This window comes from Dactylosporangium sp. NPDC006015 (assembly GCF_040614215.1).
In the GTDB taxonomy this organism is placed as follows: Bacteria; Actinomycetota; Actinomycetes; order Mycobacteriales; family Micromonosporaceae; genus Dactylosporangium; species Dactylosporangium maewongense.
In genome coordinates, this window is the sequence record NZ_JBEXUD010000003.1 from 426919 (window position 1) to 450348 (window position 23430).

At 71.7% G+C, this 23430-nt stretch carries 19 protein-coding genes; 11 read left to right on the forward strand and 8 right to left on the reverse strand.

Translation table 11 applies throughout. The features are described 5' to 3' along the window. Positions 1–34 precede the first annotated feature (34 nt). Complete coding sequence (locus ABZ321_RS08245) at positions 35–1240, reverse strand: sialidase family protein (protein WP_354890156.1); 1206 nt, start codon at positions 1238–1240, stop codon at positions 35–37. Then, positions 1228–1782 (reverse strand): DUF1707 domain-containing protein, encoded by a 555-nt coding sequence (locus ABZ321_RS08250; RefSeq protein WP_344500790.1) that lies wholly within the window; start codon positions 1780–1782, stop codon positions 1228–1230. Before ABZ321_RS08250 ends, ABZ321_RS08245 begins: the two co-directional genes overlap by 13 nt. Before the next feature lie 200 nt (positions 1783–1982). Here ABZ321_RS08250 and ABZ321_RS08255 point away from each other — a divergent pair, with 200 nt between their 5' ends. Beyond that, complete coding sequence (locus ABZ321_RS08255) at positions 1983–2414, forward strand: hypothetical protein (protein WP_344500788.1); 432 nt, start codon at positions 1983–1985, stop codon at positions 2412–2414. A 123-nt stretch (positions 2415–2537) separates the two neighbouring features. Here the strand turns inward: ABZ321_RS08255 and ABZ321_RS08260 are convergent, their stop codons facing one another. The 4 genes from ABZ321_RS08260 to dnaK are packed head-to-tail and all read right to left on the reverse strand — an operon-like array spanning position 2538 to position 6851. Beyond that, positions 2538–2981, reverse strand: a complete 444-nt coding sequence (locus ABZ321_RS08260; RefSeq protein WP_344500786.1) for a helix-turn-helix transcriptional regulator — start codon at positions 2979–2981, stop codon at positions 2538–2540. Continuing rightward, positions 2971–4218 carry a DnaJ C-terminal domain-containing protein gene (locus tag ABZ321_RS08265; protein ID WP_354890159.1) on the reverse strand — a complete coding sequence of 416 codons (1248 nt, stop codon included), beginning with the start codon at positions 4216–4218 and terminating at the stop codon, positions 2971–2973. The genes ABZ321_RS08260 and ABZ321_RS08265 overlap by 11 nt, the downstream gene beginning before the upstream one ends. Positions 4219–4242: 24 nt before the next feature. After that, positions 4243–4983: a nucleotide exchange factor GrpE gene (grpE, locus tag ABZ321_RS08270; protein ID WP_344500782.1), complete on the reverse strand. Its 741-nt coding sequence runs from the start codon at positions 4981–4983 to the stop codon at positions 4243–4245. Beyond that, on the reverse strand, positions 4980–6851 hold the full coding sequence (dnaK, locus tag ABZ321_RS08275) for a molecular chaperone DnaK (protein WP_354890161.1): 1872 nt from the start codon (positions 6849–6851) through the stop codon (positions 4980–4982). Before dnaK ends, grpE begins: the two co-directional genes overlap by 4 nt. Before the next feature lie 349 nt (positions 6852–7200). On the opposite strand from dnaK, the gene ABZ321_RS08280 reads away from it, so the two are divergent. The 7 genes from ABZ321_RS08280 to ABZ321_RS08310 are packed head-to-tail and all read left to right on the forward strand — an operon-like array spanning position 7201 to position 14495. After that, the gene (locus ABZ321_RS08280) at positions 7201–8913 is read left to right on the forward strand and encodes a dynamin family protein (protein ID WP_344501449.1); all 1713 of its coding nucleotides are present in this window, start codon (positions 7201–7203) and stop codon (positions 8911–8913) included. Beyond that, positions 8910–10568 (forward strand): GTPase, encoded by a 1659-nt coding sequence (locus ABZ321_RS08285; protein ID WP_354890163.1) that lies wholly within the window; start codon positions 8910–8912, stop codon positions 10566–10568. The genes ABZ321_RS08280 and ABZ321_RS08285 overlap by 4 nt, the downstream gene beginning before the upstream one ends. Then, the gene (locus ABZ321_RS08290) at positions 10540–10980 is read left to right on the forward strand and encodes a hypothetical protein (RefSeq protein WP_344500776.1); all 441 of its coding nucleotides are present in this window, start codon (positions 10540–10542) and stop codon (positions 10978–10980) included. The genes ABZ321_RS08285 and ABZ321_RS08290 overlap by 29 nt, the downstream gene beginning before the upstream one ends. Then, positions 10980–11846 carry a fructosamine kinase family protein gene (locus tag ABZ321_RS08295; RefSeq protein ID WP_354890165.1) on the forward strand — a complete coding sequence of 289 codons (867 nt, stop codon included), beginning with the start codon at positions 10980–10982 and terminating at the stop codon, positions 11844–11846. Before ABZ321_RS08290 ends, ABZ321_RS08295 begins: the two co-directional genes overlap by 1 nt. Positions 11847–11877: 31 nt before the next feature. Next, entirely contained in the window at positions 11878–12909 is a 1032-nt protein-coding gene (gene moaA, locus ABZ321_RS08300; RefSeq protein WP_354890167.1) for a GTP 3',8-cyclase MoaA, read from the forward strand. Beyond that, a complete protein-coding gene (locus ABZ321_RS08305; protein WP_344500770.1) occupies positions 12906–13151 on the forward strand; it encodes a MoaD/ThiS family protein in 246 nt (81 codons plus the stop codon). Before moaA ends, ABZ321_RS08305 begins: the two co-directional genes overlap by 4 nt. A 3-nt stretch (positions 13152–13154) precedes the next feature. Further along, entirely contained in the window at positions 13155–14495 is a 1341-nt protein-coding gene (locus ABZ321_RS08310; protein WP_354890169.1) for a metallophosphoesterase, read from the forward strand. Between the two features lie 20 nt (positions 14496–14515). Here ABZ321_RS08310 and ABZ321_RS08315 read toward each other — a convergent pair whose 3' ends face one another. Then, entirely contained in the window at positions 14516–15403 is an 888-nt protein-coding gene (locus ABZ321_RS08315) for an IS5 family transposase (protein ID WP_354890171.1), read from the reverse strand. 1162 nt (positions 15404–16565) lie between these two features. On the opposite strand from ABZ321_RS08315, the gene ABZ321_RS08320 reads away from it, so the two are divergent. The 3 genes from ABZ321_RS08320 (at position 16566) to ABZ321_RS08330 (ending at position 22158) form a co-directional block, all read left to right on the forward strand. Continuing rightward, complete coding sequence (locus ABZ321_RS08320; RefSeq protein WP_354890173.1) at positions 16566–19784, forward strand: UvrD-helicase domain-containing protein; 3219 nt, start codon at positions 16566–16568, stop codon at positions 19782–19784. A 486-nt stretch (positions 19785–20270) separates the two neighbouring features. Beyond that, positions 20271–20702 carry a hypothetical protein gene (locus tag ABZ321_RS08325; RefSeq protein WP_344508592.1) on the forward strand — a complete coding sequence of 144 codons (432 nt, stop codon included), beginning with the start codon at positions 20271–20273 and terminating at the stop codon, positions 20700–20702. A 247-nt stretch (positions 20703–20949) separates the two neighbouring features. After that, positions 20950–22158 (forward strand): ATP-binding protein, encoded by a 1209-nt coding sequence (locus tag ABZ321_RS08330; protein WP_344508590.1) that lies wholly within the window; start codon positions 20950–20952, stop codon positions 22156–22158. A gap of 6 nt (positions 22159–22164) precedes the next feature. Here the strand turns inward: ABZ321_RS08330 and ABZ321_RS08335 are convergent, their stop codons facing one another. Further along, positions 22165–23340, reverse strand: a complete 1176-nt coding sequence (locus ABZ321_RS08335) for a VWA domain-containing protein (RefSeq protein ID WP_354890175.1) — start codon at positions 23338–23340, stop codon at positions 22165–22167. Positions 23341–23430 lie beyond the last annotated feature (90 nt).

The following is a 23430-nucleotide window of genomic DNA, read 5'->3' on the forward strand; positions in this document are numbered from 1 at the left end:
ACGCTCGCGAGGTTGAGTCTATTCCACTCAAGTCTTATCGTGCAGCGACAGCGACCCTCGACCACTCACAATTCTTGTCTCTCACCTCGCACAGCCACACCTCACCCGACTGCTGCGCGGGGTAGCCGAGGATCGTCGTCTCCGACAGCCGGCGCAGCCGGAAGACCAGCCGGCCGCCCTGGTCGCGGGTGCGCCGCTCGCTGTCCACCGTCCAGACGCCCTGACCGCTGGCGACCAGCAGCAGGCCGCCGGGCAGCACCTCCGCGCTGTACACCTCGGCGACCTCACGCATCGCGCTCGCCTCGACCCAGGTCCCGCCCTCGGTGCGGCGGGCCGCGAACTGGTTGGCGGCGAGCCACACGTCGGAGCCGTCGGGGGCCACCACCACGTGCGGCTCCACGCCGCTCTGCTGCGGCAGCCTGGCGGTGCCCTCGGCGTGCCAGGTGCGGCCGCGGTCGGCGCTGCTCCAGACGCTGACCGTGATCATCGGCGGGACGCTGCCGGAGGTCTCGACCGACTGCGCGGTCAGCCACAGCTTGCCGTCCGCCTGCGCGACCAGGCTCGTGAAACGCTGGTTGCCCTGCGGGTGGCTGGGCAGCGCCACCCGCTTGCCGTCGTCGGTGATCTCCATCGGCTGGCGCGCCGCGCAGTCGACCGTGCCGTCGAGGCAGCCGACGCTGAAGCGCGGCTCGGTGAGGTTGAGCTCCGGCGGCGGCGGATTGAGCGGGTACTGCTTGAACGTGTGGCCGGTGTCCTTGGAGACGTACCAGCCGCCGGGCGCCGTGCGCAGCAGCAGCACGTTGCCCCGGCCGAGACGCATCTCGACCTCGGTGGCGTCGTCGAAGGGCACCTTGCGGGGCACCCACGACTGCCCGCCGTCGAGCGTGATGACCAGGCCGACCTGGCAGGCCTGCCCGTTGACGCACGTGCTGAACAGGGCATACCCGGTGTCGGCGTCGGCGAACTCGACCGCGCGCGGCGAGGTGCCCTTCGGCACCTGGACCACCGACTGCCGGTTGTGCGGGTCTTCCGAGCCGGCCGGGGCCGGCGCCTCCTCCTGGTAGGACACGTCCGGCGCCGGGTCGTCGGCCTGCTCCTCGCCGGGGCCGCAGGAGCCGGCGGTCAGCGTCATGAACAGCGTGACGGCCAGGGCGGCGGCCAGCGCGCGACGCTTCCCCGACGCCACCTGCTTCACCACCGCCGCCTGTTTCACCACCGCCGCCTGTTTCACCACCGCCACCGCAGGAACCTCCGCTGGTAGCGAACCTTGACGCTGCTGCGCTTGACCTGGCCGCTGATGCGGAACGCGACGCCCGGCCCGGACGGCTCGACCTTCGACCGCACGTTGCTCGCGTCGGCGTCGATGCTGTCGAGGTCGGCGGCGGCGCCGGCGGGCAGGATGAGCTCGACCGAGCTGGACTGCGCGTCGAGCGCGATGTCCACGGCGGTGGCACTGAAGATCGCCTCGGTGAAGTCGATCTTCACCGACCCGGACCGGGTCGAGATCGACAGCAGGCGGGGGACGGTCCAGCGGCCCTGCCGCTTCAGCGCCGACGCCCGGTTGCGGATCTCGACCAGCTTGGGCGCGGTCACCTGCTGCACGGGAAGGTCGATCACATACGGCTCGACCTCGCCGAACGTGCGGGAGCGCAGGACGCCGTCGACGCGCTCCTCGAACTCCGCGAGGGTGAGCCGACCCTCGGACACCGCCGTGTTCAGCTGGGCCACAACCCGCTCGCGCTCCGCGTCTGAGATGCGCATGTCGCGATGGTCCGTGCTCACGACGACACTGTAGACCCAGGCGAGATCCATTGATATAGCCCTGAACCGGGGCGACTTTTCACCATAAAGCCACCCGTATGGCTGTATCCGGAGAGTAACCGGTCCCTTCGGCTCTTCCGCAGTCGCCAGGTGGCGGGCTAAGTTGTCGCCGACTCCAGGACCTCTGGCGATCACATACCCGCTGGCCACGGGAGCTGACAGTGAGCGTGCAACAAGCGGGATTCCGGGGCTTTGCCAATCCGGTCGACCCTACTCCAGCCGAGCTGCGTGCCTGGGCCTACCACCCCGACGCGGCGGTGCTGCAGACGATGCCGCCCGACTGGGACCTCCTGGTCGCCGGCGACCGGCTGATCGGCACGCTGTTCGACCTGGCGATGGACCCGGCCTGCCCGGCCCGCCGGTTCGCACTGCACTGCCTGTACATCTACGCCGCCGACGGGATCCGCACGCACTTCCGGGCCCACCCGAAGCGGCGGCTGCGCAAGTTCGTCGAGCAGGCCGAGGAGCAGGGCGACGAGCTGCTGACCACCTGGGCGCACAACGCCCGGATGCTGCTGGCCCGGCCGGAGCTGTTCGAGTATCACGACTGGTGCGAGGGCGGCCTGACCCGCGCACCCCGCAGGATCAGCTGAAAGGGCGCCGTCAGCGACGGCGCCCCCTCATTGACCACACCCTGCGAGCATCCGGTCAGCCCTCCGGATGACCACACCATTCCCTGCGCACCTGATGCCCTGCGGCGGGGAACGGCAAACACGCTATTTCTGCGAAGGCCGCCACACCACCAGCGCCGTCGGGTGCTGGTTGGTCGGCACCAGGTCGCGGCGCGGGAAGCCGGCCGCCTCCAGCTGCGCCAGCCTGGTCCGGGTGCGGATCAGCTCGTCCTCCAGGTCGGCCACCCGCTGGCGCAGGTCACCGACGAACCCTTCCAGCTCGATGATCCGCTTGATGCCGGCGAGGTTGACGCCTTCCTCCTGGCTGAGCCGCTGCACCTCGCGCAGCAGCGCCACGTCGCGCTCGCTGTAGCGGCGGCCGCCGCCGGACGTGCGGCCGGGCTGCACCAGCCCCATGCGGTCGTACTGCCGCAGGGTCTGCGGGTGCATCCCGGCCAGCCGGGCAGCGATCGAGATGATCAGCACCTTGGCGTCGGAGACCGCCTCGAAGCCGATGAAGATCGCACGCTCGTCATCGTCATCGTTCATAGCTGCTGCGCTCCCGTGCGATCGCGTCGAGCCGCTCCCTCGGAGCCGGCGGCGCCGCGGCCGCGTAGTCGGACAGTGCCTGCCGGGCGGCCTCGCTCAGCTCCGCCGGCACGTGGACGTCGATCGTGACGAGCAGGTCACCGACCTTCCCGTCGCGCCGGGCGACCCCCTTGCCGCGCACCCGCAGCGTCCGCCCGCTCGGGGTGCCCGGGGGCACCCGCAGCGTCACGGCCGCGTCGAGGGTCGGCACCCGCAGGTCGGCGCCGAGCGCCGCCTCCGCGAAGGTCACCGGCACCGTCAGGGTCAGATCGTCGCCGGTCCGGCCGAAGACCGAGTCGGGACGCACCCTGATCAACACGAACAGATCGCCGGCCGCGCCACCACGCGTGCCCGGCTCGCCCCGACCGCTCAGGCGGATCCGCTGACCCTCGGCGACCCCCGGAGGGATGCGCACGTTGATCGTGCGGGTCTTGGTCACGCCGCCGCTGCCCACGCACTCCGGGCACTTCTCGTCGACGATCGTGCCCACGCCCTGGCACTCGCGGCACGGCTCGGTGAAGCTGAACGAGCCCTGGTTGCTGCTGACGACACCCTGGCCGCGGCAGTTGGGGCAGGTCCGCGGCGTGGAGCCGGGGGCCGCGCCGTTGCCGTGGCAGGTCTCGCAGGTGCCGGGCGTGCGCAGCGTGATCGGCAGCGTAGCGCCCTGGACCGCGTCGGCGAAGTTGAGGACCACCTCGGTCTCGACGTCGCGTCCGCGTCCGCGGCGGCCGGGCGTCCCACCGGGCGCGCCGGGTCCGCCGCCACCGGAGAAGATCGAGCTGAACAGGTCGGAGAAACCCGCACCGCCGAAGCGGCGGTCGCCACCGACACCCGCCCCGGCGCCGGCGCCGGGGCCGGCCCCGCTGCCCTGCGCGCCATTGGCGAACAGGTCGGAGAAGTCGAAGCCGGGCCCGCCCGGGCCGTGGTTGCCGGCCCGGGCGTTGCGCCGGAACGCGCCCGCGCCGAAGAGCGACCGCATCTCGTCGTACTCCTTGCGCCGGCCCGGGTCGGAGAGCACGTCATACGCCTCCGACACCGCCTTGAACCGCTCCTCGGCCGCCGCGTTGTTGGGGTTGCGGTCGGGGTGCAGCTCGCGCGCGAGCTTGCGGTACGCCTTCTTGACCTCGTCGGTGGTAGCGGATTTGGTGACGCCCAGAACCGCGTAGAAATCCTTTTCCAACCAGTCCTTCGAACTCATCGCGCCACCTCCTCCAGGCGTCTCTTACTCCGGGTCGGCAACGGCGACCAGGGCCGGTCGCAGCAGCCGCTCGCCGAGGAGGTAGCCGCGCCGCATCACGTCGATGCAGGTCGGCTCGCTCACCTCGGCCGAGGTCAGGTGGGCCACCGCCTCGTGACGGGTCGGGTCGAACGGATCGCCCTTCGACCCGAAGACGGTCAGCCCGAACTTCGTCAGCGCCGCCGTCAGCTGCTCCGCCACCGCGCCGAACGGCCCGACCAGGTCGCCGTGCTCGCGGGCCCGGTCCAGGTCGTCGAGCACGGGCAGCAGCGCGCCGAGCACGTTGCCGGTGGACTGCTCGACCACCAGCGCCCGGTCGCGGTCGACCCGCTTGCGGTAGTTGGCGTATTCGGCGGTGACCCGCTGCAGGTCACGGGTGCGCTCGTCGAGGTCGGTGCGCAGCGCGGCCAGCTCGGCACCGAGGCCGTGCTGGTGCGCGTCGTCCGTGGTGCCCTGCGCGGCGGCCTCGCCCGGCTCGCTGACCGGCGGCGCGTGCACCGTGAACGCCTCGTCCACGATCTCGCCCTCGACCGGTGTCTCGTCGGCCGCTTCCGCTTGCACCTCTGCCTCTTCGGTCTCCTCGACCGCCACTTCGACCTCCTCCGCGGTGTGTCCGGCGTCGGGTGTCTCGACCGGCTTGCTGTCGGCCGACACCTTCCGCTTGTCCTTGATCACAACGCGCTCCGCCGGCCCCTCCGGGCCGGCGGCGCGGGCTTCGTCGGTCACTTCTTGTCGCCCTCGTCGATGATCTCGGCGTCGACGACGTCATCCGGGCCGTTTCCGGCGGTGCCGGCCGTGCCGGCCGTGTCGCTGCCGCCGAACCCGGCGCCGGGAGCCTCGCCGCCGGCGCTCTGCTGCCGCTGCTGCTCGTAGAGCGCGCTGCCGGCCTGCTGCGAGACCTGCGCCAGCTTCTCGTGCGCCGCCTTGATCCGCTCGGTGTCGTTGCCGCCCAGCGCGCTGCGCAGGTCGCCCAGCGCCTCGTTCATCTGGTCGCGGGCGTCGGCCGGGATCTTGTCACCGGACTCGGCGAGGAACTTCTCGGTCTGCCACTGCAGGGCCTCGGCCAGGTTGCGGGTCTCGGCCTCCTCGCGGCGACGCTTGTCGTCGTCGGCGTGCTCCTGCGCGTCGCGCATCATCCGCTCGATGTCGTCCTTCGGCAGCGCCGAGCCGCCGGTGATCGTCATCGACTGCTCCTTGCCCGTGCCGAGGTCCTTGGCGGACACGTGCACGATGCCGTTGGCGTCGATGTCGAAGGTGACCTCGATCTGCGGCACGCCACGCGGCGCCGGCGGCAGGCCGGTCAGCTCGAAGGTGCCGAGGCGCTTGTTGTAGGCCGCCATCTCCCGCTCACCCTGGAAGACCTGGATGAGCACCGACGGCTGGTTGTCGTCGGCGGTGGTGTAGACCTCGGAGCGCTTGGTCGGGATGGTCGTGTTGCGCTCGACCAGCTTGTGCATGATGCCGCCCTTGGTCTCGATGCCCAGCGACAGCGGGGTGACATCGAGCAGCAGGACGTCCTTGACCTCACCCTTGAGGACACCGGCCTGCAGGGCGGCGCCGACGGCGACGACCTCGTCCGGGTTGACGCCCTTGTTGGGGTCTTTGCCGGTGAGCTGCTTGACCAGCTCGGTCACCGCGGGCATACGGGTCGAGCCGCCGACGAGGATGACGTGGTCGAGCTGGCCGACCTTGATGCCCGCGTCGCGGATCGCGTTCTCGAACGGGACCTTGGTGCGGTCGAGCAGGTCCTGCGTCATCCGCTGGAACTCGGCGCGCGACAGCTGGGTGTCCAGGTGCAGCGGGCCGTCGGGGCCGGCGGTGATGTAGGGCAGGTTGATCGAGGTGGTGGTGGCGGCGGACAGCTCGATCTTGGCCTTCTCGGAGGCCTCGCGCAGACGCTGCATCGCCATCTTGTCGGCGGACAGGTCGATGCCGTGCTGGCCGCGGAACATCTTCACCAGGTGGTCGATGACCCGCTCGTCCCAGTCGTCGCCACCGAGGTGGTTGTCACCGGAGGTCGACTTGACCTCGACGACACCCTCGGCGAGCTCCAGGACCGACACGTCGAACGTGCCACCGCCGAGGTCGAAGACCAGGACGGTCTGCTCCTTCGGGCCCTTGTCCAGGCCATAGGCCAGGGCGGCGGCGGTCGGCTCGTTGACGATGCGCAGCACGTTGAAACCGGCGATCTCGCCGGCCTCCTTCGTGGCGGTGCGCTGCGAGTCGTTGAAATATGCCGGCACGGTGATGACCGCGTCGGTGATCTGCTCGCCGAGGTAGGCCTCGGCGTCGCGCTTGAGCTTCATGAGCACCCGCGCGGAGATCTCCTGCGGGGTGTACTTCTTGCTGTCGATGTCGATGGCCCAGTTGGTGCCCATCTCACGCTTCACGGAGCGGATGGTCCGGTCCGGGTTGGTGACCGCCTGGCGCTTGGCGACCTCGCCCACCAGCACCTCACCGTTACGGGCGAACGCGACGATGGACGGCGTCGTGCGCGCACCTTCGGCGTTGGCGATGACGCTGGGCTCGCCGCCCTCCAGGACACTGACCACCGAGTTGGTGGTTCCGAGGTCGATGCCGACCGCACGTGCCATAGCTGCTTGACCTCCAAGAGACAGTCGGTGCGAGAGCCCCGACTGCGAAGTTGAGTGACTGTCACTCAATAGTGCCATGCAAGTCACGATCGTCAAGTCCAACCTTGAGTGAGATCGACGCAACTTGTCACACCCGGGGCCGCCGCTGTGGTACGTCATGGGTGAGATTGCGCTGGGTGACATCGATGCTTACGGCCATTGCATGGCGCTCGACAGCGACATCGTGCACGCTTTAGCAGTGACCACACAGGGCGAGTCGGTGTCCGCCCGGTCGGCGGCTGCCAGCCCTTCAGCTGATGGCCCGTCCGCCGGTCGGCCCCCACGCGCCCGGGAGCCGGAGCGATCCGGACTGGCCGACCTCGTCTCGGCGCTCGTCGATCTCCGCGACCTCGGCAAGGAGACCCGGTTCGCGCTGCCGCTGCCCAGCGCCGAGCGCGCCACCGCGGTCGCCGCCGCCATGGTCGGCCAGCTCGACGACTATCTGCTGCCCAGGCTCGACCGGCTCGACGCGCCGCTGCTGGTGGTCGTCGGCGGCTCGACCGGCGCCGGCAAGTCGACGCTGGTCAACAGCCTGGTCCGCACCCCGGTCAGCCCGTCGGGCGTGCTGCGCCCCACCACCCGGGCGCCGGTCCTCGTCTGCCACCCCACCGACATGTCGTGGTTCGCCAAGGCCAACGTGCTGCCTTCGCTGACCCGCACCAGCGGCGCGAGCAGCGATGCCAGGACGCTGCAGGTCGTGTCCGCCCAGGCGCTCAGCCCCGGGCTGGCCCTGCTCGACGCGCCCGACATCGACTCCGTCGTCGACGCCAACCGGCAGCTCGCCTCGCAACTGCTCGCCGCCGCCGACCTCTGGCTCTTCGTCACCACCGCCGCGCGGTATGCCGACGCGGTGCCGTGGGGCATGCTGCGCACCGCCCGTAACCGGGGCACCGCCATCGCCCTGGTGCTCGACCGGGTGCCCGGCGGCGGCGCGGCCGACGAGATCGGCCCGCACCTGACCGGGATGCTGCAGGAGCAGGACCTCGGCGGGGTGCCGCTGTTCATCCTGCCCGAGGCCCGGCTCGACAGTCAGGGGCTGCTCAGCGAGGCGCAGGTGGCGCCGCTGCGCGACTGGTTCGGCAAGCTGGCCCGCTCCGCGGAGGCGCGCGCTGCCGTGGTCCGCCAGACCGTCGGCGGCGCCGTCGACGCGCTCACGATGGACGTCGGCGTGCTCGCCTCGGCCGCGGAGGACCAGGTCACGGCGGCGAAGTCGCTCGACGACGCGGTCCGCGGGTCCTACCGGGCGGCCGCCTCCTCGGTCGAGCAGGGCATCCACGACGGGGCGCTGCTGCGGGGCGAGGTGCTGGCCCGATGGCAGGAGCTCGTCGGCACGGGCGACATCATGCGCGCGCTGCAGGCCCGGGTCGGGCGCGCCCGCGACCGGGTCGTCGCCGCCGTCACCGGCCGGCCGGCGCCCGGCGAGCGCTTCCAGGAGGCAATCGGCTCGGGACTCGCGATCCTGCTCAAGGGCGCCGCGACCGACGCCGCCGAGCGGGCCGGCGCCGCCTGGAAGGCCCACCCCGCGGGCGCCGCGCTGCTGACCGCCGCGCCCAACCTGACCCGCCCCTCCGACGACCTCGACGAGCGGATCGCCCGGCTCATCCGCGACTGGCAGCGCTCGGTCCTCGACCTGGTGCGCTCCGAGGCCGGCGACAAGCGGGTGCTCGCCCGGGCCAGCGCCTATGCGGTCAACGCGACCGGGCTGCTGGTGATGGTCTCCGTCTTCGCGGCGACCGCGTTCATCCCGACCGGGCTGGAGATCGTGGTCGCCGGCGGCACCACCGTCACCGCGCAGAAGGTGCTCGAGGCGATCTTCGGCGACCAGGCGGTGCGGTCACTCGCCACCCGGGCCAGACAGGACCTGCTGGAGCGGGTCACCGCCCTCTTCGACGAGGAGGCCGGCCGCTACCGCAGCGCGCTGGCCGGTGCGGGGATCGACGACGACTACGCCGGCCGCCTGCGCGCCGCCAGCACCGCGGTGCAGCTCGCCCGCGCCGACGTCCGGCTGGAGCCGCAGAAATGAGCTTGGTGGACAAGATCAAGCAGGTGATCCCGCGGCAGGGCGGCGCGGTGGACGCCGACCAGCTCGCCGACCGGGTGGAGGCGCTGCGGCGGTTCGTGCAGGCGGCCGAGGACCACGTGCCCGACGCCAGGCTGGTCACGGCCCGCACGGTCATCGACCGGGCCGGCGATCGGCTCGCGCTGTCCAGGGCGCACACCGTCGTCGCGCTCGCGGGCGCCACCGGCAGCGGCAAGTCCAGCCTGTTCAATGCGCTGTGCCGGTTTCAGCTGTCGCGGGTCGGGGTGCGCCGCCCGACGACCGGCGTCGCGCACGCCTGCGTGTGGGGCGCGCAGGGCGCCGGGCCGCTGCTCGACTGGCTCGGCGTGCCGCCCAACCGGCGCTTCACCCGCGAGAGCGCGCTCGACGGCGAGGACGAGGCCGGCCTTCGCGGGCTGGTGCTGCTCGACCTGCCCGACTTCGACTCCATCGAGGCACGGCACCGGCTGGAGGTCGACCGGCTGCTGCGCCTCGTCGACCTCGTCGTGTGGGTGCTCGACCCCCAGAAGTACGCCGACCGCGTGGTCCACCAGCAGTACCTCTCCCAGTTCCAGCGGCACCGGGACGTGACGGTCGTGGTGCTCAACCAGGCCGACCGGCTCAACCGCACCGACAGCGAGCGGCTCGTCGCCGACCTGCGCCGCCTGCTGGAAGCCGACGGGCTCGGCGGCGTGCCGGCGTTCCCGACGTCCGCGAAGGGCCAGCCCGGCCTCGACACGCTCCGCGCCACGCTGGAGCGCACCGTCGCGCAGCGCCAGGCCTTCCTGCAGCGGCTCGCCGGCGACGTGAGCGGTGCCGTCGGTGAGCTCGATCCGCTGGTGGCCGCCGATGTACGGGGCGAGCGCATCCAACCCGCCGCGATCGACCGCCTCGCGGAGTCCCTCGCCACAGCGGCCGGGGTGCCGATCGTCGTCGCGGCGACCGAGCGCACCTACCGGCACCGGGCCGCCGGCGTCCTCGGCTGGCCGGTCGCCCGCTGGGTCCGCCGGCTGCGACCGGATCCGTTGCGGCGCCTGCACCTGGACCAGCCTGCCGGCAGTACACCTGCCGCATCGTCACTGCCTGAATCGAGCGCCGCGCAGAAGGCCGCGGTCGCGCTCGCGTCCCGAGAGGTCGCCGAGCAGGCGGGCGCGGAGCTGCCGGAGCCGTGGCCGGCCGCGGTCACCGCCGCTTCCCGCGCACGCCTCGACGACGTGCCCGACGCGCTGGACGTGGCGGTCGCCTCGGCGGACCTCGGCATGGACCGCAAACCGTTCTGGTGGCGGCTGGTGGGGGCGCTGCAGTGGCTCGGCGCCGCGACCGCGCTGGTGGGGCTGCTGTGGCTGACGGTGCGGGCGGTCTTCGCGTTCCTCGGGCTGCCGGACGTGGCGGCGCCGCACGCCGGGCGGCTGCCGGTGCCGACCGCGCTGCTCGTCGGCGGGCTCCTGTTCGGGGTGCTGCTGTCGGTCGTCGTCCGTCCGGTCGTGGGGATGGCCGCCCGCCGGGCCAGGGCGCGCGCCGACCGCCGGCTGCGGGCCGCGATCGCGCAGGTCGCGGACGTGCACATCGTCGCGCCGATGCGTGGGGTGCTGCGCTCGTACGATGACGCGCGTGACGCTTTACGCGCCGCCGCCCGCTGACTTCGTCCGCCGCGCCGGTTTCTCCGTGATCGCCCTGGTCAACGTCGCCTGGGGGGCGTGGGCCGTGGTCTTCCCGGAGCGGTTCTTCGCCACGTTTCCCGGCTTCGGGCTGCACTGGACGGCCGCGTACCCGCCCTACAACCAGCACCTGATCGTCGACCTGGGCGCCACGATGCTCATGATCGCGGTGCTCTGCGGCGGCGCGGCCGTGCTCGACCGGCCCGCCACCAGCTGGCTCGCCGGGGTGGCCACGGCCGTCTTCGGCACCCTGCACTTCGGCTTCCACGCGCTGCACGCCGGGCACATGGGCGCGACGGATCGGGTGCTGAGCCTGTTGAGCCTGGTGGCCGGGGCGCTGGTGCCGCCGGCGCTGGCCGCGACCCATTTGGTTTCTCTGCGAAGGCAGCGCTGATGGATCTGGACTTCTTGCGCGCACACCCCGGGCAGCTGCCGGTGTTCATCAAGCACCAGCGGATCCGCGAGACGCCGGTGCCGGGCGGGTCGATCTGCACCGCGCAGCGGCTCACGCTCGACGACGGCAGCTCGATCTTCTGCAAGTCCCTCGATGACCCGCCCGCGGGGTTCTTCGCCACCGAGGCCGCCGGTCTGCGGTGGCTTCAGGAGGCCGGCACGGTGCAGGTGCCGTCGGTGATCGCCGAGTTCCCGGCCATGCTCGCCCTCGAGTGGATCGAGCACGGTGAGGCGACCCCCGACGGGGCTTCCTCGCTGGGGCGGCAGCTGGCGGCGATGCACCGGGCGGGCGCGCCGTCGTTCGGGGCCGCCTGGCCCGGGTTCATCGGCACGGCAGCGCTGCCCAACGACCCCTCCGACGGGCCGTGGGGACCGTGGTTCGCGGAGCGGCGGCTGCTGCCCTTCCTGCGGACGTCGATCGACAACGGCGCGCTGACCGGCTCCGACGTGGCCGATGTGGAGCGCGTGATCGCCGGCATCTCGTCGTACGGTGGCGACGAACCGCCCTCTCGAATCCATGGCGACCTGTGGCCGGGCAACGTGCTGTGGGACCGGTCCGGCGCCGGGTGGCTGGTGGACCCGGCGGCGCACGGCGGGCACCGGGAGACCGACCTGGCGCTGCTGGGGCTGTGGGGCGGGGCGCCGCACCATGACCGGATCATGGCCGCGTACCGCGAGGCGTGGCCGCTCGCCGACGGCTGGCAGGACCGGGTGGCGTTGCATCGGCTGTACCTGCTGCTGGTGCACACGGCGCTGTTCGGGGCGGCGTACCGGGAGTCGGTGCGGTCGACATTGCGGGCACTCTGAACTGTCAGACCCCTGGGGTACCGTTTCCGGCATGAAGCCTTCGGAGCCACCTGGTGCCGGTCTCGCCGACCGCCATGGCCGTGTGGCTACCGACCTTCGGGTCTCGCTGACCGACCGGTGCAACCTGCGCTGCACCTATTGCATGCCCGCCGAGGGCCTCGACTGGCTGCCGAGCCCGACCCTGCTCACCGACGACGAGGTCATCAGGCTGATCGGGGTCGCGGTCATCCAGCTCGGCGTGACCGAGGTCCGGTTCACCGGCGGCGAGCCGCTGCTGCGCCGCGGACTGCCGGGGATCGTGCGGGCCGTCGCCGCGCTGGAGCCGCGCCCGAGCACCATGCTGACGACCAATGGCGTCGGCCTGGCCCGCCTCGCCGGCACGCTTGCCGAGGCGGGCCTCGACCGGGTCAACGTCTCGCTCGACACCATCGACCCCGCCAGGTTCCAGACCCTGACCCGCCGTGACCGGCACGCCGACGTGCTCGCCGGGCTCGCCGCCTCGGCGGAGGCCGGCCTGGTGCCGGTGAAGATGAATGCGGTGCTGCTGCGCGGGGTCAACGACGACGAGGCGGTGCCGCTGCTGCGGTTCGCCCTCGACCGCGGCTATGAGCTGCGGTTCATCGAGCAGATGCCGCTGGACGCCGGGCACACCTGGCGGCGCGAGGAGATGGTGACCGGCGAGGAGATCCTCGCCCGGCTGCGGGAGTCGTTCGACCTGCGGCCCGACCCCGTCCTGCGCGGCGGCGCTCCCGCCGAGACCTGGCTGGTCGAGGGGCACACCGCCGTCGGCGGCGGACCCGCGCGGGTCGGTGTGATCGCGAGCGTGTCGCGCCCGTTCTGCGGCGCCTGCGACCGCACCCGCCTGACCGCCGACGGCTCGGTGCGCTCGTGCCTGTTCAGCCAGGAGGAGACCGACCTGCGCGGCGCGATGCGTGGCGGCGCCACCGACGGCGAGCTCGCCGACCTGTGGCGCAAGGCGATGTGGGCGAAGCCGGCCGGGCACGGCATCGACGACCCGACGTTCCTGCAGCCCGCCCGTCCCATGTCAGCGATCGGGGGATGACCGCGGTGCTGCTCGTGCGTTACTTCGCCGGGGCCCGCGCGGCCGCCGGCGTGCCCGAGGAGAAGGTCGAGGCGGCGACGCTCGGCGAGCTCATGGCCGTGCTCACCCACGACCGGCCCAGGCTGGCGTCGGTGCTCACGGCCTGTTCGTTCCTCGTCGACGGCACGTCCTGGCGGGACCGCGAAGCGGCCCTGCCGTCGACGGCGACGGTCGACGTCCTTCCACCGTTCGCGGGCGGCTGACACGTGTTGTTCATCGCACTGTTCCTGGTGGTCGTGCTGCTCATCGTCTTCGGCATCCACTGGTATCTGTGGAAGCGCCTGGTCAAGGACGTCTTCACCACCCGCCGCGGCCGCAGGATCGGCACGCTGGTGGTAGTGCTGCTCGGGATCCTGATCCCGGTGACGCTGGTCGGCTCGCGGGTGCTGCCGCTGAAGCAGCAACCGATCCTGGCGTGGCCCGGATTCCTGTGGCTGGCCCTGATGTTCTACCTGCTGGTGACGCTCGCGCTGCTGGAGCTGCCCCGGCTCGCCCTGCGCCCGTGGACCCGCCGCCGCCCTGTGGATAACTCTGTGGAAACCACTGCCGGGCCTGTGGACAGAAGTCCCCGACCTGTGCAGGAGACTGTGGACGCGGGCGGGCGGGCTGTGGATATCGGCGCCGCCGCCGGGCCGGCACAGGCTGTGGACAACGGCGAGCTCGCCGAGGTCGTGGACGAGCGGTCGGCGGCGGAGCCGCTGCCGGAGGCTATGGACAGCAGGCACGACCCCTCACGGCGGCTGCTGCTCGGGCGGTCCCTGGCCGCGACGGCCGGGGTGCTGTCCGTGGGCGCGGTGGGCATCGGCACGTGGCAGGCCAAGAGCGCGCCGCAGCTGAAGCGCGTCCCGATCCAGCTGGCGAAGCTGCCGGCGAGCATGTCCGGCTTCAAGATCGCCCTGGTATCCGACATCCACCTCGGCCCGCTGCTGGGCCGCTCGCACACCGAGCGGATCGTCCGCATCATCAACTCGGTCGACGCGGACGTCGTCGCGATCGTGGGGGACCTGGTCGACGGTTCGGTGGCCGAGCTGGGCCCCGCGGCGGAGCCGCTGCAGGACCTGCGGTCGCGGCAGGGCAGCTTCTTCGTCACCGGCAACCACGAGTATTTCTCCGGCTACCAGGAGTGGATCGACGAGGTGAACTCGCTCGGCGTGCGCGTGCTGCGCAACGAGCGCCTCGACATCCAGGGCCTCGACCTCGCCGGCGTCAACGACGTGACGGGCTCCGACGTGGGCGACGGGCCAAACTTCGCGAAGGCCCTCGACGGCCGCGACGCCTCGCGCCCGGTCGTGCTGCTCGCCCACCAGCCGGTCCAGGCCCACGACGCCGCCAAGCACGGCGTCGACCTGCAGCTGTCGGGCCACACCCACGGCGGCCAGATGGTGCCCTTCAACCTGCTGGTGGGCCTGGAGGCCCCCGTGGTTTCCGGCCTCGGCACCGTCGACGGCACCCAGGTCTACGTCACCCGCGGCGCCGGCTTCTGGGGCCCCCCGGTCCGCTTCGGCGCCCCACCGGACATCTCGGTCATCGAGCTGCACCGCGCCTAGGGCGCGTTTCATAAACCCGGTCACAGCCACTCGCTGGTGATGGTGAGGACTGCCTGGTAGCGGACGGCGAGTTTGTCGTACCGGGTGGCGACGCCGTGGTGTCGTTTGAGGCGGTTGATGCCGCATTCGACGGCGTGGCGTTGCCGGTAGACGATCGGGTCGAACGCGGGTGGCCTACCGCCCTTTGATCCTTTGGCTTTGCGGTGGGCGTCCTGGTCGCTCTTGCTGGGGATGCAGGCCTTGATCCCGCGGGAACGCAGGTGTTGCCGGTTGCCCTTGGAGGTGTAGGCCTTGTCCGCCAGGACCAGGTCCGGGCGGGTCCGGGGACGTCCGCCGCCGGGCCGGGCGACCCGGATGTTGCCCAGGACGGGGATGAACTGCGGGCTGTCGCCGCGCTGACCGGCGGTGACGGTCAGGGCCAGGACTTTCTGGCCTTGTTCGCAGGCCAGGTGGGTTTTGGTGGTCAGGCCGCCACGGGAGCGGCCGAGCGCGTGGTCGGCGGGTTCGTCGTGGACGCCGCCGGGTGGTTCCTTCTGCAGGTGCCCGTCGTGGCGGGCGCCGGCGGCGTGCTGGTGTGCACGGCTGGTCGTGGAGTCGATGCTGACGTCCCAGATGATGCGGCCGTCCGCGTCCGCGATGCTCTGCGCCGCGGCCAGGATCGCGGCCCAGGTGCCGTCACGCTGCCAGCGGCGGAACAGTCCGTACACGGTCTGCCAGGGTGCGTACTCGACCGGGACGTCCCGCCACGGCGACCCGACCCGGATCCGCCATCGGATCCCGTCGATGAGCTGCCGTCTTGTCCACTTCGGCGGACGACCCCGCACCGGCGCGGCGGGGAGCAGCGGCGCAAGCGCCGCCCACTGCGCGTCGGTCAGGTCGTGCCGCCTCGTCACCGATACAGTGGCCACGAGGTCTCCGGTATGAAGTTCTGCTTGGTCGCTGAACCATCTACCGGAGACCTCTTCAGTTATCGATCACCGCCACGCCGTGACTTCACCCCGCGCAGGCACCCACATATGAAACGCGCCCTAGCTCTGCGCCCGGAACGGCGGGCCGAGACGAGACGGCTAGGCGAGCGCCAGGCTAGTCCGGACGCTCAGGCTAGTCCGGACGCCGGGTTTGTCCGGACGCCAGGGCCGGACTTGTCCGCACACGCCAGAGTCGCTGTTGCCTTTTGGTGATCGAAGGCGCGTGGCGGCCGTCCGGACGGCCATAGTCGTCCTTGGATCACACCGCGCCGGAACCGACGAACAACCACTACGCACCGCCCCCATGATTTGTCCGGACGCCGGGGCCGGGCCTGTCCGCACGCGCCGGAGTCGCTGTTGCCCTTGGTGATCGAAGGCGCGTGGCGGCCGCCCGGACGGCCATAGTCGTCCCTGGATCACACCCCGCCGGAACCGACGAAACAACCACCACGCACCGCCCCCATGATCCGGAAGACTTTACGTCGCCAGAACAGCACAAACTCTTCCGGATCACGGAACCCGGCAGACGGCCTTCCGAAGTCACAGACAGTGTGAGCAGGCAATAGGCACGGCGGCACGGCGTCCGGTGGCACGATTGCCCGCTGCTCGTGATCCAAGTCGCGTGGCGGCCGTCCGGACGGCCATAGTCGTCCTTGGATCACGCCGCGCCGGGACCGACGACAGGCGCGCGGCCTGTTCGCCGGTTTGCGGTGTCCGCGTGCGGGGGCGTTCCGCCGCGTGCCGTCGAGGGGTGTCGTTCGGTGCTTCCACGTTGTCGTTGGTTTCGCAACCAGTGCACGGGGCGCTCGCCATCGTGGGGTTGTGGTAGGTGCGGTCCCGGCGGTTCGCCGGATATTTCGGGTTTGTGGTGGTTGCAGGGGTGATGTCGAAGCAGCCTGTGATGGCGGCCGCCGGATGCGGCGCGCACGCGGGTGAGGCTGCCGCGCGGCAGTGCGTCGCGAAGCGGCGCATTAGGGTGCGGGTGAGAATCCCCGCCGAGCCCCGCCGCGACAGCGGTGGGGGGAAGCACAGTGGGTGAGAGTCCCCGCCGGAACCCGCCGCGCCAGCGGTGGGGTGGCAGCACAGTGTGACAGTATTCGGCGTGCCTTCGAACGTCGCCGACCACTCGTTCGTAGCCGATCTGCACATCCACTCGAAGTATTCCCGGGCGTGCAGTCGCGACCTCAGCATCGAGACGCTCACCTGGTGGGCCCGGCGCAAGGGCATCACGCTGCTCGGCACCGGCGACTTCACCCACCCCGCCTGGCACGACCACCTGCGGGAGGCGCTGGTCCCGGCGGAGCCGGGCCTGTTCCGCCTGCAGCCGGACCGTGAGGCGGAGATCCTGCGGCGGCTGCCGGGGCGGCTGGCGAACGCGGCCGACGGGGCGCCGGTGCGGTTCATGCTGTCGGTGGAGATCTCCACGATCTACAAGCGGGGCGATCGGACCCGCAAGGTGCACCACCTGGTGTACCAGCCGGACTTCGAGGCGGCGGGGCGCTTCAACGCCGCGCTCGGCAGGATCGGCAACCTCGGGTCCGACGGGCGGCCGATCCTGGGGCTCGACTCGCGGGACCTGCTCGAGATCACGCTGGAGGCGAGCCCCGACGGGTTCCTGGTGCCGGCGCACATCTGGACGCCGTGGTTCTCCGCGCTGGGGTCGAAGTCGGGGTTCGACGCGATCGCCGACTGCTACGGCGACCTGGCCGGGCACATCTTCGCCGTGGAGACGGGCCTGTCGTCCGATCCGGCGATGAACTGGCGGGTGTCGTCGCTGGACCAGTACCGGCTGGTGTCCAACTCGGACGCGCACTCGCCGCCGGCGCTGGCTCGCGAGGCGACGCTGCTGACCAGTGAGCTGGACTACTTCAAGGTGCGGGACGCGTTGCGCACCGGCGACGGCCTCGCGGGGACGATCGAGTTCTTCCCGGAGGAGGGCAAGTATCACGGCGACGGGCATCGGGCCTGTGACGTGAACTGGCTGCCGGCTCAGACCCGCGAGGCGCAGGGCCTGTGCCCGGTCTGTGGCAAGGCGCTCACGGTCGGCGTGCTGCACCGCGTCGAGGAGCTCGCCGACCGGCCGGATGGGTACGTGCCACCCGGCGCACCGCAGGTCACGCACCTGATCCAGCTGCACGAGATCCTCGGCGAGATCCACGGCGTCGGCGCCAGGTCCAAGACCGTCGACACGCAGCTGGCGTCGCTCGTCGCGGAGCTGGGCTCGGAGCTGGCGATCCTGCGCGAGGTCCCGGTCGACGAGATCAGCCGCGTGGGCGGGGAGCTGCTCGGCGAGGGCATCGGCAGGTTGCGGCGCGGTGAGGTGCGGCGCACGCCGGGCTTCGACGGCGAGTACGGGGTCATCAAGCTCTTCGAGCCGGACGAGCTGCGGTCCCGTGGCATGCAAGAGGACGTGCTGTTCGACGTACCGATGCCGCAGCTGCCGAAACAGCGCAAGGCTGAGCCCACGCCGAAGCCGGCGCCGAAGCGACGCCGACCGGCGCCCGCCGCGGCACCCGAGCCCGCGCCGCCGATCTCGGCGCCCGCGTCGCCGCATGAGCCGCTCGAGCCGATGCTGGCCGGGATGGAGGAGGTTGGGACGGGGCTGCTCGACCGGCTCGACGCGCTGCAGCGGGTGGCGGCGTCGGCGCCCGGCGGGCCGCTGCTGATCGTGGCCGGACCCGGCACCGGCAAGACGAGGACGTTGACGCATCGCATCGCGTACCTGTGCGCCGAGCTGGACGTGTACCCGGAGGAGTGCCTGGCGATCACGTTCACCCGGCGGGCCGCGGAGGAGCTGCGGGAGCGGCTGGAGGGCCTGCTCGGGCCGGTGACCGAGGCCGTGACGGTGTCGACGTTCCACGCGCTGGGCCTGTCGATCCTGCGGGAGAACGCGCCGGCGGTCGGGCTGACGCCGAAGTTCCGGATCGCGGAGGAGACCGATCTGCTCGCGGCCCTCGACCCGCTGTCGGAGCGGGAGGCGCGGCGGGCGCTCGCGGCGATGGAGCCGTCGACCGTGGACGCGCTGGCCAAGGCGCTGCGGGCGAAGGACATGGTGTCGCTCGACGAGCTGCTGACGCTGAGCGTGCAGCTGCTCACCGAGTCGACGGCGCTGGTCGACCGCTACCGCGACCGGTGGCAGTGGATCTTCGTCGACGAGTATCAGGACGTCGACCCCGTGCAGTACGAGCTGCTGCGGCTGCTCTGCCCGCCCGGCGGCAACCTGTGCGCGATCGGCGACCCTGACCAGGCGATCTACTCCTTCCGCGGCGCGGAGGTGTCGTTCTTCCTGCGGTTCGCGACCGACTTCTCGACGCAGGACATCGACGCGCGGGTCGTGCGGCTGACCCGCAACTACCGCTCGTCGGCGCCGATCCTGGCCGCGGCGGTGCAGGCGATCGCGCCGACGACGCTGGTGCCGGGGCGGCGGCTCGATCCGGCGCGGCTGGACCTCGAGGCGCCGATGGTCGGGCTCTACCCGGCGACGTCGGTCGCGGACGAGGCGGACTTCGTCGTCCGTACCGTCGACGAGCTGGTCGGTGGGCTGTCGCACCGGTCGCACGACAACCGGGTCGACTCGCGGGCGGCGGTCGGCGCGATGTCCTTCTCCGACATCGCTGTGCTGTACCGGACCGATTCGCAGGCGGCGCCGGTCGTGGACGCCCTGGCGCGGGCCGGCGTACCGGTGCAGAAGCGGTCGCACGACCGGCTGCTGGACCGTCCTGGCGTCGCCGCCATCGCCCGCGAGCTGCGGTTCGCGACGGGGCTCGGCGGGTCGATCGCGGCGCGGGTGCGGCTGGCAGGGCAGGTCGTCGCGGGTCGCTGCGGGCAGCTGGACACCGACGTGATCGGGCTGACCGAGGCGGACGTGTGGACGGCGGTCGAGCTGATGACGCCGCCGGCGTTGCGGGCGGGCAGCGACCTGGACGAGTTCCTGGGCGCGCTGGCCACGGGGGCCGAGGTCGACGGCTGGGACCCGCGGGCGGACCGGGTGACGCTGCTGACCCTGCACGCGTCGAAGGGCCTCGAGTTTCCGGTCGTGTTCCTGGTCGGCTGCGAGGACGGCCTGCTGCCGTTGCGGATGCCCGGCTCGCAGGGTCGGTCGGAGGACGACGTCGCGGAGGAGCGGCGGCTGTTCTTCGTCGGGCTGACCCGGGCGCAGGACCGGCTCTTCCTGTCGCACAGCCGGACCCGTTTCCGCCACGGCTCGGAGCGGGAGATGGCGCCGACGCCGTTCCTGTCGTCCATCGATCCCGGGCTGTTGGAGCGGCGGGGTCCGGCGGCACCCAGGAAACCCAAAGACCGGCAGCTCCGGCTCATCTGAACGGCGTACAGACCGGCTTCTGTCGCTTATCCGTGAGACGAAAGTGTCGGGGGGTGGCGCTACCGTAGCTGCATCGACGCAACTAGGCTGCCTTGAGCTTCGCGGGAGCAGGAGGATCACATGTCCGGTTACGGACCGCCGGGCCCGTACCAGGGCCAACCCCAGGACCCCTGGCAGGGCGGCCAGCAGGATCCCTATGGCCAGCCGGACCCTTACGGTCCGCCGCCCGGGCAATACGGGCAGCCTGACCCGTATGGTCAGCAGCCTGACCCATATGGTCAGCGTCCGGACCCGTATGGCCAGCCTCCGCAGTGGGGTCAGCAGCCGCAGTCGGGTGGCCCCTATGGGGGCAACTACGGACAGACGGGCACCTATCAGCAGCCGGCCTATGGCCAGCCGCCCGGCCCGGGCCCCGGCCCCGGCCCCGGTGGCGACCAGTGGGGTCCGCCTGCCGCCCCGCCGCGGCGTAGGGGATCCGGTGGCACGGTGGCGCTCGTCATCGTCCTGGTGCTGCTGCTGTGCGGCGGTGGCGCCGCCGGCATCTGGTATGTCCTGAAGAACGACAAGACCGGCCCCGCGACCACCTCGCCGACGACGGCGGCGCCGAAGCCGAGCGGCTCGGGGAAGGCGTCCACGAGCGCGGCGCCGAGCGGTGGCGCCTCGTCGCCCGGTGGCGTGCAGGCGGGCGACGCGAAGACGGTCAAGGTCGGCGAGTGCCTGACCAACACCGGCACGGCGACCGCTCCGGTGATGCAGAAGACGACCTGCGCGGCCGGCACGTTCGAGGTGTTGAAGCGGATCGAGGGCACCTCCGACAAGGAGAAGTGCAACGGCGTCACCGGCTACACGCACAACTACTTCTTCAAGGCCACGCCGGAGACGTTCTCCTTCGTGCTCTGCATGAAGCTCCGGAGCTGACCCTTTCGCCCCGTTTTCGACGGCGCGCCGGGCGACGGCGCGCCGTCGAACTATTTGGGACCCCCCTTGCACGGGGCCCCTCAGACCATGTAGTACATTAGTTCGAGCTGGTGAACAGGTGTTCGATCACCTTGTTATAAGCATGTCTTGCGTCTGCCCTAGACTTCGCTAGACAAGGCACGACACGCCACAAGGATGTTCTATGCGGTTCTAGCGTTTTGGCTAGAGACGCCGATACGGTGCGATCGTGGACCCCGTTCGAAACCCGTATGCCCCCGGTGCAGGCCAGCGCCCGCCGGAGCTCGCCGGTCGCGACCGCGAGCTGCAGGCCTTCGAGGTTGTCCTCGAGCGCGTCGCCCGCGGCCGCCCAGAGCGCTCGCTGATGCTGACCGGCCTGCGTGGCGTCGGCAAGACCGTCCTGCTCAACACGCTGCGCTCGCAGGCGATCTCGCGGCTGTGGGGCACCGGCAAGATCGAGGCCCGGCCCGACCAGTCGCTGCGCCGGCCGCTGACGGCGGCGCTGCACATGGCGATCCGCGAGCTTGCGCCGCACCACCGCGCGCCCGACCGGATCGACGAGTTCCTCGGGGTGCTGAAGGCGTTCGCGATCCGCGAGGACCCCAACAAGCCGCCGGGCAAGCTGCGCGACCGGTGGCAGCCCGGGATCGATGTGCCGGCCACCGCCGGGCGGGCCGACTCGGGCGACATCGAGATCGACCTGGTGGAGCTGTTCACCGACGCGGCCAGCGTCGCCACCGACGTCGGCACCGGCGTGGCGATCTTCATCGACGAGATGCAGGACCTGTCCGCCGAGGACATCTCCGCCATGTGCGCGGCGTGCCACGAGCTGTCGCAGACCGGCGCGCCGCTGATCGTGGTCGGCGCCGGCCTGCCGCACCTGCCGGCCCTGCTCACGGCGTCGAAGTCCTACTCCGAGCGGCTCTTCCGCTACCAGCGCATCGACCGGCTCGACCGGATCGCCGCCGACCTGGCGCTCACCGCACCCGCGATGCGTGAGGAGGTGGAGTACGAGGCGAAGGCGCTGGACGCGCTCTACGAGGCCTCCGGCGGCTACCCGTACTTCGTGCAGGCCTACGGCAAGGCGACCTGGGACCACGCGCCGCACTCGCCGATCACCGCGGCGGACGTCCGGGTGGCGGCGCCCGAGGCCGAGGCGGAGCTGGCCGTCGGCTTCTTCGGCTCCCGCTACGAGCGCGCCACGCCGGCCGAGCGCGAGTACATGCGCTCGATGGCCACCCTCCTGCCCGCCGTCGACGTCTCCGAGGCCGTGCCGACCGCGGAGATCGCCCGCTCGCTCGGCCGGCGCCCGGCGAGCCTCTCCCCGGCGCGGGACGCCCTGATCAAGAAGGGGCTCATCTACTCCGGCGAGCGCGGCACGGTCGCCTTCACCGTGCCGCACTTCGCCCGGTACATCCGCTCGCAGCCCGCCGACTAGATCGCCCTAGGTTTTCGACTTCTCGATGACGCCGCGCAGGTCGCGGCGCTCGATGGCGGCGGCCATCAGGTCGGGGAAGACGTCCGGCGTACAGGCGAACGCCGGCACTCCGAGCGCCGCCAGGGCCGCCGCGTTCTCGTGGTCGTAGTCCGGCGCGCCCTCGTCGGACAGCGCCAGCAGCACGATCACCTGCACCCCGGCGGCCGTCATCGCCGCGACGCGCCGGAGCATCTCCTCGCGGACGCCGCCCTCGTACAGGTCGCTGATCAGCACGAAGATCGTGTCCCGCGGGCGGGTGATGAGCTGCTGGCCATACGCGATGGCCCGGTTGATGTCCGTGCCGCCGCCGAGCTGGGTGCCGAACAGGACGTCGACCGGATCCTGCAGCCGCTCCGTCAGGTCGACCACCGCCGTGTCGAACACCACGAGCGACGTCTTCAGCGACCGCATCGACGCGAGCACCGCCGCGAACACGCCCGAGTACACGACCGACGCCGCCATCGATCCCGACTGGTCCACACACAGCACGATGTCCCGCTGTACCGACTGGGCCCGCCGACCGTAGCCGACCAGCCGCTCCGGGACGACCGTGCGGTGCTCGGCCTGGTAATGCTTGAGGTTCGCCCGAATGGTCCGGTTCCAGTCGATGTCGTGGTGCCGCGGCCGGTTGATCCGCGCCGCCCGGTTGAGCGCCCCGGCCAGCGCGGTCCTGGTCGGCTGCGCGACGCGCCGCTCCAGCTCGGCGACCACCTTGGCCACCACCTTCCGCGCGGCCCGCTTGCTCTTGTCGGGCATGACCCGGTTCAGCGACAGCAACGTGCCGACGAGATGCACGTCGGGCTCGACGGCATCGAGCATCTCCGGCTCGAGCAGGAGCCGGGTCAGGTCGAGCCGCTCGATCGCGTCGGCCTGCATCACCTGCACGACCGTCGAGGGGAAGTACTGCCGGATGTCCCCCAGCCACCGCGCGACCCGCGGCGCCGACGCACCGAGCCCCGCGCCACGCTGGCTGCCCGTGCCTTCCCCGCCGTCGTACAGCGCGCCGAGCGCCGCGTCGATGGACACGTCCGCGCCGGTCAGCCCGTAGCCGGTGCCTTCACCGCCGGCCGCCCCACCGAGCGCGAGCCGCCAGCGCCGGAGCCGCTCGTCCGCGTGCTGCTCGTCGCCGTGCTGCTCATCCATGGCCCGCCCCCTTCGCCCGCCGCCGTTCGTCCCGCTCCTGGCACTTGATTGCGCCGTCGCGGCCGGTCGCGCTGGGGCGGGGTCTTACCT